Source organism: Streptomyces sp. NPDC107454, from assembly GCF_055582885.1.
In genome coordinates this window covers 98864-115559 of sequence record NZ_JBVJPA010000003.1, presented here as the reverse complement: position 1 = coordinate 115559, position 16696 = coordinate 98864, and the positions used below count along the sequence as shown (strand labels likewise).

The 16696-nt window shown below is 71.3% G+C and carries 15 protein-coding genes and 1 pseudogene; 8 read left to right on the top strand and 8 right to left on the bottom strand.

All coding sequences use genetic code 11. The annotated features are described in order from the left end of the window. The 3 genes from ACZ69M_RS08155 to ACZ69M_RS08145 form a co-directional block, all read right to left on the bottom strand. Window positions 1-570, bottom strand: coding sequence for a putative glycolipid-binding domain-containing protein (locus ACZ69M_RS08155; RefSeq protein ID WP_470047728.1), 570 nt, complete (start codon window positions 568-570; stop codon window positions 1-3). An 85-nt stretch (window positions 571-655) separates the two neighbouring features. Then, complete coding sequence (locus tag ACZ69M_RS08150) at window positions 656-3055, bottom strand: Tex family protein (protein WP_470047726.1); 2400 nt, start codon at window positions 3053-3055, stop codon at window positions 656-658. A gap of 88 nt (window positions 3056-3143) precedes the next feature. After that, complete coding sequence (locus ACZ69M_RS08145; RefSeq protein WP_470047724.1) at window positions 3144-4010, bottom strand: SCO6745 family protein; 867 nt, start codon at window positions 4008-4010, stop codon at window positions 3144-3146. 111 nt (window positions 4011-4121) lie between these two features. Between ACZ69M_RS08145 and ACZ69M_RS08140 the strand changes: the two genes are divergently transcribed. Together ACZ69M_RS08140 and ACZ69M_RS08135 are read left to right on the top strand one after the other, a co-directional pair. Then, entirely contained in the window at window positions 4122-5108 is a 987-nt protein-coding gene (locus ACZ69M_RS08140) for a GlxA family transcriptional regulator (RefSeq protein WP_470047722.1), read from the top strand. Window positions 5109-5143: 35 nt separating this feature from the next. After that, window positions 5144-5779: a DJ-1/PfpI family protein gene (locus ACZ69M_RS08135; RefSeq protein WP_470047720.1), complete on the top strand. Its 636-nt coding sequence runs from the start codon at window positions 5144-5146 to the stop codon at window positions 5777-5779. Here ACZ69M_RS08135 and ACZ69M_RS08130 read toward each other — a convergent pair. After that, complete coding sequence (locus ACZ69M_RS08130; protein ID WP_470047718.1) at window positions 5769-6557, bottom strand: enoyl-CoA hydratase/isomerase family protein; 789 nt, start codon at window positions 6555-6557, stop codon at window positions 5769-5771. The genes ACZ69M_RS08135 and ACZ69M_RS08130 overlap by 11 nt on opposite strands. A 66-nt stretch (window positions 6558-6623) precedes the next feature. On the opposite strand from ACZ69M_RS08130, the gene ACZ69M_RS08125 reads away from it, so the two are divergent. Both ACZ69M_RS08125 and ACZ69M_RS08120 read left to right on the top strand, forming a co-directional pair. Beyond that, window positions 6624-7208 carry an HdeD family acid-resistance protein gene (locus ACZ69M_RS08125; RefSeq protein WP_470047716.1) on the top strand — a complete coding sequence of 195 codons (585 nt, stop codon included), beginning with the start codon at window positions 6624-6626 and terminating at the stop codon, window positions 7206-7208. A 221-nt stretch (window positions 7209-7429) separates the two neighbouring features. Next, window positions 7430-7936, top strand: a complete 507-nt coding sequence (locus ACZ69M_RS08120; RefSeq protein WP_190168511.1) for an ATP-binding protein — start codon at window positions 7430-7432, stop codon at window positions 7934-7936. 40 nt (window positions 7937-7976) lie between these two features. On the opposite strand, the gene idi is transcribed toward ACZ69M_RS08120, so the two are convergent. The 4 genes and pseudogenes from idi to galE all read right to left on the bottom strand — a co-directional run bounded on the left by idi (window position 7977) and on the right by galE (window position 11984). Then, entirely contained in the window at window positions 7977-8570 is a 594-nt protein-coding gene (gene idi / locus ACZ69M_RS08115; protein ID WP_054232743.1) for an isopentenyl-diphosphate Delta-isomerase, read from the bottom strand. Between the two features lie 375 nt (window positions 8571-8945). Beyond that, window positions 8946-9698 (bottom strand): annotated as a pseudogene (locus ACZ69M_RS08110) (class I SAM-dependent methyltransferase); the annotation flags it as partial. Between the two features lie 232 nt (window positions 9699-9930). Beyond that, window positions 9931-10869, bottom strand: coding sequence for a cation diffusion facilitator family transporter (locus ACZ69M_RS08105; RefSeq protein WP_470047714.1), 939 nt, complete (start codon window positions 10867-10869; stop codon window positions 9931-9933). Between the two features lie 128 nt (window positions 10870-10997). Then, entirely contained in the window at window positions 10998-11984 is a 987-nt protein-coding gene (galE, locus tag ACZ69M_RS08100; RefSeq protein ID WP_470047712.1) for a UDP-glucose 4-epimerase GalE, read from the bottom strand. Window positions 11985-12344: 360 nt separating this feature from the next. Between galE and ACZ69M_RS08095 the strand changes: the two genes are divergently transcribed. From ACZ69M_RS08095 to ACZ69M_RS08080, 4 genes are read left to right on the top strand one after another with little or no spacing between them, the layout of a single operon-like run. Continuing rightward, complete coding sequence (locus ACZ69M_RS08095) at window positions 12345-14138, top strand: DUF5941 domain-containing protein (protein ID WP_470048371.1); 1794 nt, start codon at window positions 12345-12347, stop codon at window positions 14136-14138. Beyond that, a complete protein-coding gene (locus tag ACZ69M_RS08090) occupies window positions 14135-14887 on the top strand; it encodes a phosphocholine cytidylyltransferase family protein (RefSeq protein ID WP_190168309.1) in 753 nt (250 codons plus the stop codon). Before ACZ69M_RS08095 ends, ACZ69M_RS08090 begins: the two co-directional genes overlap by 4 nt. Further along, complete coding sequence (locus ACZ69M_RS08085) at window positions 14875-15936, top strand: iron-containing alcohol dehydrogenase family protein (RefSeq protein WP_450478591.1); 1062 nt, start codon at window positions 14875-14877, stop codon at window positions 15934-15936. The genes ACZ69M_RS08090 and ACZ69M_RS08085 overlap by 13 nt, the downstream gene beginning before the upstream one ends. Next, window positions 15914-16693 (top strand): CDP-alcohol phosphatidyltransferase family protein, encoded by a 780-nt coding sequence (locus ACZ69M_RS08080; protein WP_352047739.1) that lies wholly within the window; start codon window positions 15914-15916, stop codon window positions 16691-16693. The genes ACZ69M_RS08085 and ACZ69M_RS08080 overlap by 23 nt, the downstream gene beginning before the upstream one ends. The last annotated feature ends 3 nt before the right edge of the window (window positions 16694-16696 follow it).

Genomic DNA, 16696 nt, shown 5'->3' with positions numbered 1-16696 from the left:
CTACGCCGTGGCCAGCCGTCGCGCCATCGTGGGGTAGTCCACGACGTACCCCTCCGCGTCGAACTCCAGATCGCTGCGGTGGTCACCGGACGAGAAACGCACGCGCCCGCCGTCCCCGGCGCGCCCGAGATGCGTGTACGTCTGCTGCGACGCCCGCACGGACAGGTCCGGCACCGACACCCGGGCCATCAGGAACTCCCGCTCACCCGGCCCGAGATGCAGCCCGTGGCGCAGCACCGGCATCGTGTTGGTGAGCGGGCACAGGCCCAGGTCGCAGTCGAGGGCGCCACCGAGGTCGGGCAGCCAGTCCCCGTCCGCCGTCCAGTGCCCCTCACCGTCGTGCCGCAGGTCCAGCGAGCGGGTGCCCGAGGCCGTCTCGGCGCTCACACACAGCCGCCGGGTCACGAACCCGTCGACGGTGTCGAGCTCGTAAGAGATCCAGTACGGCTCGGGAACCTTCCCGACGGCACGCCCGCGCGCCCGCAACGAACGGGCGCCGGACGTGATCCAAGAGGTCTCGAGCCCCTTGCTCTCAGTGACTTCCCAGGTGATGACACGCGAGCCGACCATACGGTCACTCTAGGAGCGGGGGCCCAGGGCCGCGCCCCTTCGGGGGCGCGGGGAGCTGCGCGACCAGCCACGACTTACCCGCAGCTCAACGGCGGCCCTTCTTCGGGTCCACCAAGCCCGCGCGGCGTAGTGCGTCGGCCATCGCACTGTTGGCCGGCGGCGGAGCGGCCTGCCGCGAACCGCCGCCACCACCGCCTCCGCCCGCCCCGCCCCGCTGCTGACGCTGCTGCTGGCGCTGCTGCGGAGGCCGCCCGCCCCGCTGCGGACGCCCACCCTCACCCTGCTCGTCCGACCTGGTCGCCTCGTCGTCGAGCCGCAGCGTGAGAGAGATCCGCTTGCGCGGGATGTCGATCTCGAGCACCTTGACCTTGACGATGTCACCCGGCTTCACCACATCGCGCGGGTCCTTCACGAACGTCTTCGACATCGCCGAGACATGCACCAGACCGTCCTGGTGGACGCCGATGTCCACGAAGGCCCCGAACGCGGCCACGTTCGTGACGACCCCTTCGAGCACCATCCCGGAGGCCAGGTCGGAGATCTTCTCGACGCCCTCCTTGAAGGTGGCCGTCTTGAAGGCGGGCCGCGGGTCGCGCCCGGGCTTCTCCAGCTCCTTCAGGATGTCCGTGACGGTCGGCAGACCGAACGTCTCGTCCACGAAGTCGGTCGGCCTGAGCGAGCGCAGCACACCGGTGTTGCCGATCAGGGAGGCGACCTCGCTGCCCGCCGTCTTCACCATCCGCCGCACCACGGGGTACGCCTCCGGGTGCACGCTGGACGCGTCCAGCGGGTCGTCCCCGCCCCGGATGCGCAGGAAGCCCGCGCACTGCTCGTACGCCTTCGGGCCGAGCCGGGCCACCTTCTTGAGGGTGGTACGGGACGTGAAGGGGCCGTTGGCGTCGCGGTGCGCCACGATGTTCTCCGCGAGCCCGGAGGTGATGCCGGAGACGCGGGCGAGCAGCGGGGCGGAGGCCGTGTTCACGTCCACGCCCACGCCGTTCACACAGTCCTCGACCACCGCGTCCAGGGACCGGGAGAGCTTCACCTCGGACAGGTCGTGCTGGTACTGCCCGACGCCGATGGACTTCGGGTCGATCTTCACCAGCTCGGCCAGCGGGTCCTGGAGGCGGCGAGCGATGGAGACGGCGCCGCGCAGCGACACGTCCATGTCGGGCAGCTCCTGCGAGGCGAACGCGGACGCCGAGTACACCGACGCCCCCGCCTCGGACACCATCACCTTGGTGAGGTTCAACTCCGGGTGCTTGGTGATGAGTTCACCGGCGAGCTTGTCGGTCTCGCGGGACGCCGTGCCGTTGCCGATCGCGATCAGCTCGACCGCGTGCTCCTTGGCGAGGCGGGCGAGCTTGGCGATGGCCTCGTCCCACTTGTTGGCCGGGACGTGCGGGTAGATGACGTCCGTGGCCACGACCTTGCCGGTCGCGTCGACCACGGCGACCTTGACACCCGTACGGAAACCGGGGTCGAGGCCCAGCGTCGCGCGGGTGCCCGCCGGGGCGGCGAGCAGCAGGTCCCGCAGGTTCGCCGCGAAGACGTTCACCGCCTCGTCCTCGGCGGCCGTACGCAGCCGAAGGCGCAGGTCGATGCCGAGGTGCACGAGGATGCGGGTCCGCCAGGCCCAGCGGACGGTGTCCGTGAGCCACTTGTCGCCGGGACGACCGCGCTCGGCGATCTGGAAGCGGTGGGCGACGATCCCCTCGTACGAGGAGGGACCGGGCTGCTCGGAGGGCTCCTCGGGCTCCAGGACGAGGTCGAGGACCTCCTCCTTCTCACCGCGGAGCATGGCGAGGACGCGGTGCGAGGGCAGCTCCTTGAAGGGCTCGGCGAAGTCGAAGTAGTCGGCGAACTTGGCGCCCGCCTCCTCCTTGCCGTCCCGCACCTTGGCGGCCAGGCGCCCGCGCACCCACATGCGCTCGCGCAGCTCGCCGATCAGGTCGGCGTCCTCCGAGAACCGCTCCGTGAGGATCGACCGGGCGCCGTCCAGCGCGGCCTGCGGGTCGGCGACGCCCTTGTCCGCGTCGACGAACGCCGTCGCCGCGGCGAGCGGGTCGACCGACGGGTCGCCGAGCAGGCCCTCGGCCAGCGGCTCCAGGCCCGCCTCGCGCGCGATCTGCGCCTTCGTGCGCCGCTTCGGCTTGAACGGCAGATAGATGTCCTCGAGCCGCGCCTTCGTCTCGGCGCCCCGGATCTGCGCCTCGACCTCCTCGGTGAGCTTGCCCTGCTCGCGCACCGATTCGAGGATCGCCGTGCGCCGCTCCTCCAGCTCCCGCAGATAGCGCAGCCGTTCCTCGAGGGTGCGCAGCTGCGCATCGTCGAGCATCTCGGTCGCTTCCTTGCGGTAGCGGGCGATGAAGGGCACCGTCGACCCGCCGTCGAGCAAGTCGACGGCGGCCTTGACCTGCCGCTCCCGTACGCCGAGCTCCTCGGCGATCCTGCTTTCGATGGACCCTACGAGGGGTGTCGTCACGATCCCGTACCGCCTTCTCCACTGAGGTTGCGCGGCAATTGTGGCAGGTGGCACCGACAACGGGGGATCAGGGCGCCGATCGGCGCGGTCAGCCCTTGCCGGTCATGCCCTCGGGGAACGCGCCGGCCGCCAGTGCCCGCATCAGGATGCCCCGTGCCAGCTCGGTGAGGCGCTCCACGCCCGCGGCGCCCAGATGCTCGTACGGGGCACGGTCCAGCCGGTCCGTGCGGTCCTCGATCTCCTGGCGCAGGGCCACCCCTGCCTCGGTCAACTCTCCGTCCGAATCGAGCAGTCCGCGCTCGCGCAGTCGTTCGACCGCCGCGTCCCAGTGCGCCCGTGACCAGCCGCGCGTGCCCAGTGCCCACTTCGGGGCCATGCCCTTGCCGGTCGCGGTGTGGCTCACCAGAGCCTCGACCGGGTCGAGTTCCGCGTCGAGCAGCGCCGCGAGGTGACCGTCGCCCCGGTGCTCGCGCAGCAGCGTGGCGCCGTGCCAGAGGGCGAGGTGCGGCGCGTCGGGCACGGGCAGGTCCGCGTGGGCGGAGTACAGCGGGCGCGCGGTCCTGGCGCAGGCCTCGGCCGCCCGCAGGGCGAGCTCCGCGGCCTCGGCCATCTCCTTGGAGGCGAGGACGTCCTCGCCGAGGAGCCGTCGCCAGGTCGCGTCGACGGCACGCGCGCGGGCCGCGAGGACGGTCTCCGGGGACGCCTTCCTCCACACCTCGGGCACATGCCGGGCCACCAGCTCGTGGCGGAAGTTGTAGAACGTCGCCGTCACCGTGCCGGGACCCACCGGCCCCATGGCGGCGGCCCGTACGGCGAAGTACGCGCCGCTGCTGTCCTCGATCCCGACTGCGGCCAGCTCCCGGCCCAGGTCCGGCGAGAAGTAGTGCGTCGAGTGCAGCGGGTTGAGGACGTTGTGGCAGCGCCGCCCGGCGCGCTCCGGCAGAGGTGTGGTCATGTCCGAAGGTTACCGACTGGTCGGTACGCGGGGAAGGCGGGAGAGGTGATGGCAGGAAAGGTGGGGTACCCGTCATTGCGGCCATCACCCCGTCCGCCAAGAATCGAGAGCATGCGAACCGTCCTGGTCGTCCTCTTCGACGAAGTGCAGAGCCTCGACGTCACGGGTCCCGTGGAGGTCTTCGCGGGCGCCGAGGCCTTCCGCGGCGGCTCGTACCGCATCCACACCGCCTCCCTGGACGGCGCACCCGTGCGTACCACCAGCGGCCTCACCCTCGTTCCGGACCACACCCTCGCCGACGCGCCCGCCCCGCACACCCTGCTGGTCCCGGGCGGCCGGGGCACCCGGCGCCCCGACCCCCGGCTGACCGACTGGCTGCGCGCGCACGGGCCGCGCGCCGAGCGTCTGGTCTCCGTCTGTACCGGCGCCATCCCGCTCGCCGAGGCGGGCCTCCTGGACGGTCGCCGCGCTACGACCCACTGGGCGTACTGCGACAAGCTCGCCCGCGACCACCCGGCCGTCGAGGTCGACCCCGACCCCATCTACGTGCGGGACGGACAGGTGTCCACCTCGGCGGGCGTCACCTCCGGCATCGACCTCGCCCTCGCGCTCGTGGAGGAGGACCTCGGCCGGGAGGCCGCTCTGACGGTCGCCCGCCACCTCGTCGTCTTCCTGCGGCGCCCGGGCAACCAGGCCCAGTTCAGCGCCCAGCTGGCCGCGCAGACGGCGCGGCGCGAACCGCTCCGCGAGGTCCAGCAGTGGATCACCGAGCACCCCGGCGCCGACCTGTCCGTCGAGTCGCTCGCCGCCCGCGCCCGGCTCTCGCCCCGGCACTTCGCCCGCGCCTTCCAGACCGAGACGGGCATGACCCCGGGCCGGTACGTCGACCGCGTCCGCCTCGAACACGCCCGGCGCCTCCTGGAGGACACCGCCGACGGAGTCGAGGAGATCTCCCGCGCCTGCGGCTACGGCACCCCCGAGGCGATGCGCCGCGCCTTCGTGAAGACGCTCGGCACGGCACCGGCGGAGTACCGACGCCGCTTCCGCCCCGCCTCCACCCGATGGCGGGCCCCCACCCGTCGGCCGGCCCGTACCTGACGTCCCTGCCCCACCCAGCCGTGGAAAGGAACCCGATGCAGATCGCCATCGTCCTCTTCGACCGCTTCACCGCCCTGGACGCCGTGGGCCCCTACGAGACCCTCGGCCGCCTGCCCGACGCGGAGACCGTCTTCGTCGCCGAGGACACCGGCCCCGTCCGCAACGAGAGCGGCAACCTGGCCCTGACCGCCGACAGGACCCTGGCCGAGGTGCCGCACCCGGACATCGTCGTGGTCCCCGGCGGACCGGGCCAGACCCCGCAGATGGACAACCGGGTCCTGCTGGACTGGCTGCGCGCCGCCGACGCCACGAGCACCTGGACGACCTCCGTGTGCACCGGCTCCCTGCTGCTGGCCGCCGCGGGGCTGATCGAGGGCCGCCGGGCCACCTCGCACTGGCTGGCCCTCGACCACCTCGAACGCTTCGGCGCCGAGCCGACCGCAGAGCGGGTGGTGTTCGACGGGAAGTACGTCACAGCGGCCGGCGTGTCGTCCGGCATCGACATGGGGCTCGCCCTGCTCGGACGGATCGCGGGCGACGAACACGCACAGGCCGTACAGCTGCTGACGGAGTACGACCCGCAGCCGCCCTACGACGCCGGGTCCCCCCAGAAGGCTCCCGCACATCTCGTGGCGGAGTTGCGGGCGAAGAGCCGCTTCATCATGGAGTAGTCGCGGTGGAGGACCGAGTGGTCGCGGTGGAGGCCGGCGTGGTCCAGGTGAAGCGCGGCGGCCGGCGCTCCAGGAACGCGGCGACGCCCTCCGCGGTGTCGTCGCTCCCGCGCGCCTGCTCGGCCCAGTACGCGTCCCGGTCGGTCCGTCCCTGGGCGAATTCCTTGGCGGACGCCTGCGTCAGCAACGACCGTGCGGCCAGGACGCGGGTGAACTCCCCGACCCGCTTGTCGAGTTCGCCCTCGGGCAGCACCTCGTCCACCAGACCCGTGCGCAACGCCCGTTCGGTGTCGATCAGCTCGCCCGAGAACAGCAGGTACTTGGCGGTCGCCGGACCCACCAGCGACACCAGCCGCCGGGTGGCCGAGGCCGCGTAGACGATCCCCAGCTTCGCCGGCGTCACTCCGAACCGCGCGCCCTCCTCCGCGAACCGCAGATCGCAGGCCGCAGCGAGCTGGGACCCGCCGCCGACGCAGAACCCGCGGATCGCCGCGAGCGTCGGTTTGGGGAACGCGGCGAGCGCGTACTCGGCGTTCGCGGCGAGCCCCTGCGCCTCGTCCGAGGAGCCCCGCAGCGTCGAGATGTCGGCCCCCGCGCAGAAGGTGCCGCCCTCGCCGGTGAGCACGAGGACGCGGACGTCCGGGTCGGCGGCGAGCCCGTCGAGCAGGGGCGGCAGCGCCCTCCACATGTCGGCCGTCATGGCGTTGCGCTTGGCCGGGTGGTGAATGACGACGGTGGCGACCCCGTCGCCCACGCTGTGCAGCAGCTGCGGCTCCATACGCCGGATGCTATCTGCAACCCTCGAACGTACGATCAAGAAGGGGCCGGGCGCGAGGAGGCGCTGATGGCGAGGACCAAGGACAGGGCGCCGAGCGACGCGACCACGAATCTGACCCGCGGCCTCAGCTGGACCGCCGCGTTCGGCGTGATCCTGGTGCTCGCGGGGCTCGTCGGGCTCGTCTACACCGGCGTGGCGACCCTGACCTCGATGATCCTGTTCGGCTGGCTGCTGCTGATCGGCGGCGCGGTCGGACTGCTGCACGCCGTTCAGGCCCGCGGCACCAACTTCTTCTGGCTCGGCGTGGTGGTCGCGGCCCTGAACATCGCGGCCGGAGTGGTGGTGATCCGCCGCCCGGACGCGGCGGCCGAGGCGCTCACCATGTTCGCGGCCCTGCTGTTCCTGACCGGCGGGGTGTTCCGGGTGGTCGGCAGTCTCGTGGTGCGCGGTGCGCAGTTCGGCTGGACCCTGCTGCAGGGCGCCTTCGACCTGCTCCTCGGCATCCTGGTGCTGGACAACTGGCCGAGCAGCAGCAAGTACGTCATCGGCTGCTTCTTCTCGCTCGCGCTGCTCTTCGACGGGCTGGGCCTGATCGCCACCGGCTTCGGCGGGCGGCGCATCGTACATCTGGTCTCGGGGCGCGGCCACTGACGGACGAAACGGGGGAGCCCGGCGCCCAACCCGTACAACCCGAATAGTTCTCGAAGCGGACACCACACGGGCAGGAACGGTCGCGCGGCCGACCATGCCATGCGCCAACGGTCGGAAGCCGTCGATAGTCGCTGACTTCTGTTCAGGGATGCGGTCCGGACCAGCGCGTTACCAACACTCGACGTGTGGTGACAATCGAGCGCAAGGGTGGCGACCGGACGATGGAGAACCACGGGCGGGGGTTCGACTCCCGCCCTGAAGGCGCCGGGGATGTGCCTCCTGATCGGAGACCGCCGGGTCCGCTGCCGTACGAGGGGGTGTGGCGGTTCACCGCTCCCGCCATCGACGCCTCGGTTCCGCAGGCACGACACGCCGTTCGTGACCTGCTCTTCCGTCAACAAGTGCCCGTTTCGGACGACCTCGTCCACGGGCTGTTGCTGATCGTCTCCGAACTGGTCACGAACGCGGTGCGGCACGCGGCACTGCTGTCCCCGATGCTCGCCGTGGAGGTGGCCGTAGGAGCCGAGTGGGTGCGGGTCTCGGTGGAGGACAACCACCCCTACCGTCCCACCGCCCTGGAGGCCGACCACGGTCAGACCGGCGGCCGGGGGCTGCTGCTGGTGCGGGAGGTCGCCAGGGAGTCGGGCGGGGTGTGCGACGTCGAGCACACGGCGAGTGGCGGCAAGGTGATCTGGGCCGCCCTGCCGCTCACTGTGAGCATCGTCTAGGGCTTGGCGCTCTCGGGGAGTCTTCGCGAGGACGGGTCCGTCACCAGCCGGCGGACGGGCCCGTCAGCTCCCTGATCGCCGGACGGGCCGCGTCCAGGACCGTCATGAACCACGCCGAGAAGGGGTCCTTCGCGTGCCGCTCCATGAGCTCGGCGGCGGTCACGAACGCGGTGTCCCCGACCTCCTCCGGATCGGGGTGCAGCGACGACTGCACCATGCCGACGAAGAGGTGGTTGTACTCCTGCTCCACCAGGCCCGACTCCGGGTCCGGGTGGTTGTAGCGGACCGTGCCCGCCTCCGCGAGGAGCGAGGGCGAGACGCCGAGCTCCTCGTACGTCCGCCGGGCCGCCGCCGCGAAGGGCGCCTCGGCGGGGTAGGGGTGGCCGCAGCAGGTGTTGGACCAGACACCGGGGGAGTGGTACTTGCCCAGGGCGCGCTGCTGGAGCAGCAGCCTGCCGTGCTCGTCGAAGAGGAACACGGAGAAGGCCCGGTGCAGCTGTCCCGGTGGCTGATGGGCGGCGAGCTTCTCCGCCGTGCCGATCGTGTTGCCGTCCTCGTCGACCAACTCGAGCAAGATCGCTTCAACGGTGCCGTTCGACGAACTGTGCGTCGCGGTGGCAGGTGTGATCGGCATACCCATCCTTCGCATCGGTCTTCGAGCCCCAAGTCTGCCGTACGAAACCGGCACTCCCGGCACTTCGCGGCTCCCCGCATGTCCCGCTCCGATAGCCCGGAGCGGGACACGCGGCCGACGTCCGTCGGTCACCGAAAGCGGCCGGACACTTGATCGTGCCCGGTGCCACGGACGGGGAACCGTCCAGGACAGGGGCCATCAGATGTTCGCGAGGACCCCCGGAGCCGGTGCGCGTCCGGCCCGTCGGACCCGGGCCGGATGCCGTAGTCAGCGGTCGGTTCACCCCGGTGCGCGGCGCACCCGCGGTACGGCGTCGGACGCAGGCGCCGACGCGGGCACCGGGCGGGGCGGGGCGCGTCAGACGCCGACGGTGACCGGGCGCAGGACATAGCCCACGTAGCCGTACTCCCTCCTGTGCGCGCGGCGCACGGCGATCTCCGCCCGGGCGCCCGCCACCGCCTCGGCCATGCCGGGCCGGGTGACATCAGCCACGTCGGCGTGGACGCCGAGCGCGTCGTAGTACTCGTCCCAGTCGGACTCCGGCTGGAGGTACACCCCCAGTACGGAGTACCCGGCGTCGCGCGCGACCCGGGTGTCCTGGTCGGTCGTGCGCAACGACTCGTCCTCCCAGAACGCGCGGGCCCGGTCGGACGGCGTGTCGGTGGTCCACACGCAGTGGGTGAGGACCAGCGTGCCGCCGGGGGCGAGCAGTCGCCGCCAGCGGCGCAGGGCGGTGTCGAAACCGATCAGATAGGCCGAGCCCTCGGCCCAGACCAGGTCGAACGAGCCGTCGGGGTGGGTGAGATCTCCCATGTCCCCGTTGACGGTGTCGATCGAGGCGCTGAGACCCCGGGCCTCGGCGGCCCTCCGCAGTTCGTCGAGGAACGGTTCATGCAGGTCGACGGCCGTCACCTCGGCCGCGGCCTCGGCGGCCAGGAGCAGCGCCGAGCGGCCGGGGCCGCAGCCCAGGTCGAGCACGCGGGGACGGGCGGGCAGCGGGCCCGCGAGTGAGAGGAGGTGACGGGTGGTGGCGTCGGAGCCGGGGCCCTGCCGGGGCAGTCGGTGGCGCAGGGTGAAGAAGGCCTCGTGGCGGGCGTCGCGGTCGGACGAGTCGTGATGCTCGGACAAGTCGTGATGTTCGGACAACGTGGGAAACCTTTGGATGCGGGGGCCCGGGCCGCCGCGCACGCCGCTCGGCGTGGGTCAGCCGTGGACCCGGAGGATGGGGACGCACCTATCGCCGCGCGCAGCGGCACCGAACGCGACAGTCATCAACCCACCTCTTCCTCGGATCGGTGGCCACGCTAGCACCGGAGCCGCCGGCCGCACCCGCGAATTGAGAGCCTCCCGCCGGAGCCTTTCAGTGGCAGAGCTTCGCCTCGTGCTCCGCGTGCCCGCTCGGTTCCAGCTGGAAGGTGCAGTGCTCCACGTCGAAGTGGTGGCCCAGACAACCCTGGAGCTCGTGGAGCATCTTCTCGTGGCCGATGGCGTTCAGGACGTCGGAACTGACGACCACATGGGCGGAGAGGACCGGCATGCCCGACGTGATGGTCCAGGCGTGCAGGTCGTGCACGTCCTCGACGCCGGGCAGAGCCAGGATGTGGGCGCGCACCTCCGTCATGTCGACGTTCTTGGGCGCCGCCTCCAGGAGCACCTCGAGCGTCTCGTGGAGCAGCTTCCAGGTGCGCGGGACGATCATGATGCTGATGAGGATCGAGGCGATCGGGTCGGCCGCCTGCCAGCCGGTGGTCATGATCACCACGGCGGAGATGATCACCGCCACCGAACCCAGCGCGTCCGCGACCACCTCCAGGAAGGCGCCGCGCACGTTCAGGCTCTCCTTCTGGCCGCGCAGCAGCAGCGTCAGCGAGATCGTGTTCGCGACCAGACCGATCAGACCGAAGACGATGGTCAGACCGCCCTCGGTGTCCGCGGGTGTCACGAAGCGGTGGATCGCCTCGTACAGGACGTAGCCGCCGACACCGAGCAGCAGCAGGCAGTTGGCGAGCGCGGCGAGGATCTCGGCCCGCGCGTAGCCGAACGTGCGGTTGCCGCTGGGCGGCCGGTTGGCGAAGTGGATCGCGAGGAGCGCCATGCCCAGCCCCACCGCGTCCGTCGCCATGTGCGCCGCGTCGGCCACGAGCGCGAGGGAGTCGGCCATGAGGCCGCCGACGATCTCGACCACCATCACGGTGAGCGTGATGGACAGCGCGACCCGCAGTCTCCCGCGGTACGCGGCTGCCGCCGTGCCGGTGGTGGGCGCGCCGTGGGCGTGCCCGTGATCGTGTCCAGCCCCCATGGAAGCCGCCTCCTGTGCTCTGCCCGGGACCACAGTGAACTACGGGTGGGGGGTATCGGGCAACGCGGCACTGAACACCGTTGTCATATGCTCTGACCTGCGGAAACGATCCGCAGGTCAGAGCGTGGTCAAGATCGTTGATCCAGGGTCCGGGAGTGATGCAGCACCCACCCCTGCCACGCCGACTCCACCATCTCCCGGACCCCGCGCCGCGCGCTCCAGTCGAGTTCCCGCGCGGCCAGGTCGGCCGAGGCGACCGCGCGCGGCGCGTCCCCGGGCCGGCGCGGCTCGACGACCGGTCGCCGGGTGTCCCCGCTGACCTCGCCGATCAGCGTGAGCAGATCACGTACCGAGACACCCTCGCCGCGGCCGATGTTCGCCGTGAGGTCGCCCGTCGCGCCGCCGGCCAGCCGCCGGGCCGCCGCGAGGTGTGCCTCGGCGAGGTCGGCGACGTGGATGTAGTCACGGACACAGGTGCCGTCCGGCGTCGGGTAGTCGTCGCCGAAGATCCGCGGGGCCTCGTCGCGGGTGAGGCGGTCGAACACCATCGGGATCACGTTGAACACGCCGGTGTCGGCCAGCTCGGGCGTGGCCGCACCCGCGACGTTGAAGTAGCGCAGGCACACGGTCGCGATGCCGTGGGCCCGGCCCGCCGCGCGGACCAGCCACTCCCCGGCGAGCTTCGTCTCGCCGTACGGGCTCATCGGCGCACAGGGGGTGTCCTCCGTGATGAGGTCCACATCCGGGTTTCCGTAGACGGCGGCGGACGAGGAGAAGACGAAGCGCTTGACGCCGGCCCCGGCGACCGCCTCCAGAAGCGTCGCGAGCCCGCCGACGTTCTCCTGGTAGTAGCGCGTCGGCTGGGCCACGGACTCGCCGACCTGCTTGCGTGCGGCGAGATGCACCACACCCGTCACCGCGTGCTCCGCGAGGACCCGCTTGAGCAGGTCCCCGTCCAGCGACGAGCCCTGTACCAGCGGAATGCTCTCCGGGAGCCGGTGGGGAACCCCGGCCGAGAGGTCGTCGAGGGCGACGACGCGCTCCCCGGCCTCCGCCATCGCCCGCGCCACGTGTGCCCCGATGTATCCGGCCCCGCCTGTGATCAGCCATGTCATGGACGACCACCCTATGTCGGTCCGCCGCCGGTGGCGCCGCTGCCGGCCGCCGATCCGACCGCCCTGCCCCGCTACGGAACGGTCTGGAGGGGTGTTGTGACCAATGACGCGAATTATGCGTTCTGCGAGTGCGGGTTTGTGGCAGGGCCCCCGGATCACGGATGATGATCGCGGCGGAGGCGGTACGCAGATGTGGTTGATCGCGCAGTGAACGGGCGGTGAACGCCTGCTTCTCATCATCCGATAGCCTCTGCCGACATGCCGCCCAGCGGCCTGAGCCCTCTCGGGCCTGGGGCCGGGGCCTTCCCACCACGTACACGCCCGGCGCGAGGCCGCGTCGGCACCCAGGGAGTGAGTTCGCTGTCGACCGCCATCCTCACCGGCCAGCCGGTCCCCGGATCGTCGCTCGAGAGCGATCTGCGGTCGCTCGGCTTCGACGTGCGGCTCGCCGGGGAAGCGGGTGACGCCGAGACACTGCTGGCCGCCGTACCGGCGGACCAGCGGGTCGCCGTCGTCGACGCCCGCTTCGTGGGGCACCTGCACGCGCTGCGCCTCGGCCTCACGGACCCACGGTTCGCGGCCTCCGCGCTGCCCGGCGCCGTATCGGTACAGCCCGAGGCCCGCCGGGCGCTGACCCGTGCCGTGGCCCGTGAGAGCTCCGCCTCCGGCGGCCTCGCCGTCGCCACCGACAACCTCGCCGAGCGGCTCACCGCGGCCCTCGACGCGGACGGCGTCGCCGTGTTCCGCCCCGAGCTCGGCACGCTCGTCGCCGCGGTCCCCACCGACCCGCAGGAGCGCAACGAGGTCCGGCAGGCCGTGTCCGCCGTGGACGACGAGGCCGTACGCCTGCGCAGCGCGGTCAAGGCCCGCGACGGCTTCTTCACCACGTACTGCATCAGCCCGTACTCGCGCTACATCGCCCGCTGGTGCGCGCGTCGCGGTCTGACCCCGAACCAGGTCACCACCGCCTCCCTGCTCACCGCGCTGATCGCCGCGGGCTGCGCCGCCACCGGCACCCGCGCCGGATTCGTCGCGGCCGGGCTGCTGCTCCTGTTCTCCTTCGTCCTGGACTGCACGGACGGGCAGCTCGCCCGCTACTCGCTCCAGTACTCGACGCTCGGCGCCTGGCTGGACGCGACCTTCGACCGCGCCAAGGAGTACGCCTACTACGCGGGCCTCGCCCTCGGAGCCGCCCGCGGCGGCGACGACGTATGGGCCCTGGCGCTCGGCGCGATGATCCTCCAGACCTGCCGGCACGTCGTGGACTTCTCCTTCAACGAGGCGAACCACGACGCCACCGCCAACACCAGCCCCACCGCCGCCCTCTCGGACAAGCTCGACAGCGTCGGCTGGACGGTCTGGGTGCGCCGGATGATAGTCCTGCCCATCGGCGAACGATGGGCGATGATCGCCGTCCTCACGGCGCTGACGACCCCCCGCATCACCTTCTACGTGTTGCTCGTCGGCTGCGCGTTCGCCGCGACGTACACCACAGCGGGCCGCGTACTGCGCTCGCTCACCCGCAAGGCCCGGCGCACGGACCGGGCGGCGCAGGCGCTGGCGGATCTCGCGGACAGCGGACCGCTCGTCGAACTGCTGACGCGCCTCGCGCGCGGCACGGTCCGTGTCGCGGCGCCCGTCAGTGCCGCCGTCGGCGGCGTCCTCGTGGTGACCTCGGCCCTGCTCTGGGGCGCCGGCTGGCAGACCGTCCTGTGCGCCGTCGGCTATGTGCTCCTGTCCGCCCTCGCCGTCGTCCGCCCCCTCAAGGGCGCCCTCGACTGGCTGGTGCCCCCCTTCTTCCGCGCCGCCGAATACCTCACCGTTCTGGTACTGGCCGCCAAAGCCGATGTGAACGGAGCGCTTCCTGCGGCTTTCGGCCTGGTGGCCGCCGTCGCCTACCATCACTACGACACGGTGTACCGCATCCGCGGCAACGCCGGAGCCCCCCCGCACTGGCTGGTGCGGGCGATCGGCGGGCACGAAGGCAGGACGCTGCTGGTCACCGTCCTGGCCGCGCTGCTCACCGCCGCACAGTTCAAGGTCGCGCTCACGGCGCTCGCCGTGGCCGTGGCGCTGCTGGTGCTCGTGGAGAGCATCCGCTTCTGGGTGTCCTCCGGGGCCCCCGCCGTACACGACGAAGGAGAACCCGCATGATCGGCCTCGTGCTGGCGGCCGGCGCCGGACGGCGTCTGCGTCCCTACACCGACAGCCTCCCAAAGGCTCTCGTGCCGGTGGGCCCCGCGGGCATAGAGGACAGCATCACGGTCCTGGACCTGACCCTCGGCAACTTCGCCGAGATCGGTCTGACCGAGGTCGGGATCATCGTCGGCTACCGCAAGGAAGCCGTGTACGACCGCAAGGACGCCCTGGAGGCCAAGTACGGCCTCAAGATCACCCTCATCGACAACGACAAGGCCGAGGAGTGGAACAACGCCTACTCCCTGTGGTGCGGCCGTGACGCCCTCAAGGACGGTGTGATCCTCGCCAACGGCGACACCGTGCACCCGGTCTCCGTCGAGAAGACGCTGCTGGCCGCCCGCGGCGACGGCAAGCGGATCATCCTCGCCCTCGACACGGTGAAGAAGCTCGCCGACGAGGAGATGAAGGTCGTCGTGGACCCCGACAAGGGCGTCCGGAAGATCACCAAGCTGATGGAGCCCGCCGAGGCCACCGGCGAGTACATCGGTGTCACCCTCATCGAGGGCGACGCCGCCGCCGACCTGACCGACGCCCTGAAGACGGTGTGGGAGACGGACCCGCAGCAGTTCTACGAGCACGGCTACCAGGAGCTCGTCAACCGCGGCTTCAAGATCGACGTGGCGCCGATCGGCGACGTCAAGTGGGTCGAGATCGACAACCACGACGACCTCGCCAAGGGACGGGAGATCGCGTGCCAGTACTGACAAGGCTCATCCCCTCCCCGGTTGTCGTCGACATCCGCGCGGGTGCCCTGGACGACCTGGCGAGCGTGCTCTCCGACCAGCGGATCTCGCACTCCGGGAAGCTGGCCGTCGCCGTGAGCAACGGCTCCGGCGCGAAGCTGCGCGAGCGGATCGCCCCGGCCCTGCCCGGCGCCACCTGGTACGAGGTCGGCGGCGGCACCCTCGACGACGCGATCCGGCTGGCCGGTGCCATCAAGGCCGGCCACTACGACGCGGTCGTGGGCCTGGGCGGCGGCAAGATCATCGACTGCGCGAAGTTCGCCGCGGCGCGCGTCGGCCTCCCGCTGGTCGCCGTGCCCACCAACCTCGCGCACGACGGCCTGTGCTCGCCCGTCGCGACCCTCGACAACGACGCGGGCCGCGGCTCCTACGGTGTGCCGAACCCGATCGCGGTCGTCATCGACCTCGATGTGATCCGTGAGGCCCCCGTACGGTTCGTGCGCTCCGGCATCGGCGACGCCGTCTCCAACATCTCCGCCATCGCGGACTGGGAGCTGGCCAATCGCGTCAACGGCGAGAAGATCGACGGTCTCGCGGCCGCGATGGCACGCCAGGCCGGAGAGGCCGTACTGCGCCACCCCGGCGGCATCGGCGACAACGACTTCCTCCAGGTGCTCGCCGAGGCACTGGTCCTCAGCGGGATCGCCATGTCGGTGTCGGGCGACTCACGGCCCTCGTCGGGCGCCTGTCACGAGATCAACCACGCCTTCGACCTCCTCTTCCCCAAGCGCGCGGCCAGCCACGGCGAGCAGTGCGGTCTTGGCGCGGCCTTCGCGATGTACCTGCGGGGGGCGCACGAGGAGTCGGCGTACATGGCCGAGGTGCTGCACCGGCACGGGCTGCCGGTGCTGCCCGAGGAGATCGGGTTCACCGTGGACGAGTTCGTACAGGTCGTGGAGTTCGCTCCGCAGACCCGGCCGGGCCGGTACACGATCCTCGAACACCTCGACCTGAAAACCAACCAGATCAAGGACATCTACTCCGACTATGCCAAGGCCATCAGTAGCTGAACTCCGCCCCGTCGTTCATCCCGCAGGGGTGAAGGACCGGCGCAGCGGTGAGCATTGGGCGGGACGCCTGTACATGCGAGAGATCTCGCTGCGCTGCGACCGCTACCTGGTGAACACCAGGATCACGCCCAACCAGCTCACGTACCTGATGACTGTCTTCGGCGTGCTCGCCGCCCCGGCCCTGCTGGTGCCGGGGATCCCGGGCGCCGTGCTCGGCGTGATCATGGTCCAGCTCTACCTGCTGCTCGACTGTGTCGACGGTGAGGTGGCGCGCTGGAAGAAGCAGTTCTCGCTCGGCGGGGTCTACCTGGACCGGGTCGGTGCCTATCTGACCGACGCCGCGGTGCTCGTGGGCTTCGGCCTGCGCGCCGCCGATCCCTGGGGTTCCGGGCGGATCGACTGGCTCTGGGCCTTCCTCGGCACCCTGGCGGCCCTCGGCGCGATCCTGATCAAGGCCGAGACCGACCTCGTCGGTGTCGCCCGCCACCAGGGCGGCCTGCCGCCGGTCAAGGAGTCGGCGTCCGAGCCGCGCTCCTCCGGCATGGCGCTGGCCCGCAAGGCCGCCGCCGCGCTGAAGTTCCACCGGCTGGTCCTCGGCATCGAGGCGTCCCTGCTGATCCTGGTGCTGGCCATCGTGGACTCGGTGCGCGGGGACCTGTTCTTCACCCGCCTCGGCGTCGCGGTCCTGGCCGGCATCGCCCTCCTCCAGACCGTGCTGCACCTCGTGTCCATCCTCGCCTCCAGCAGGCTGAAGTGAGTA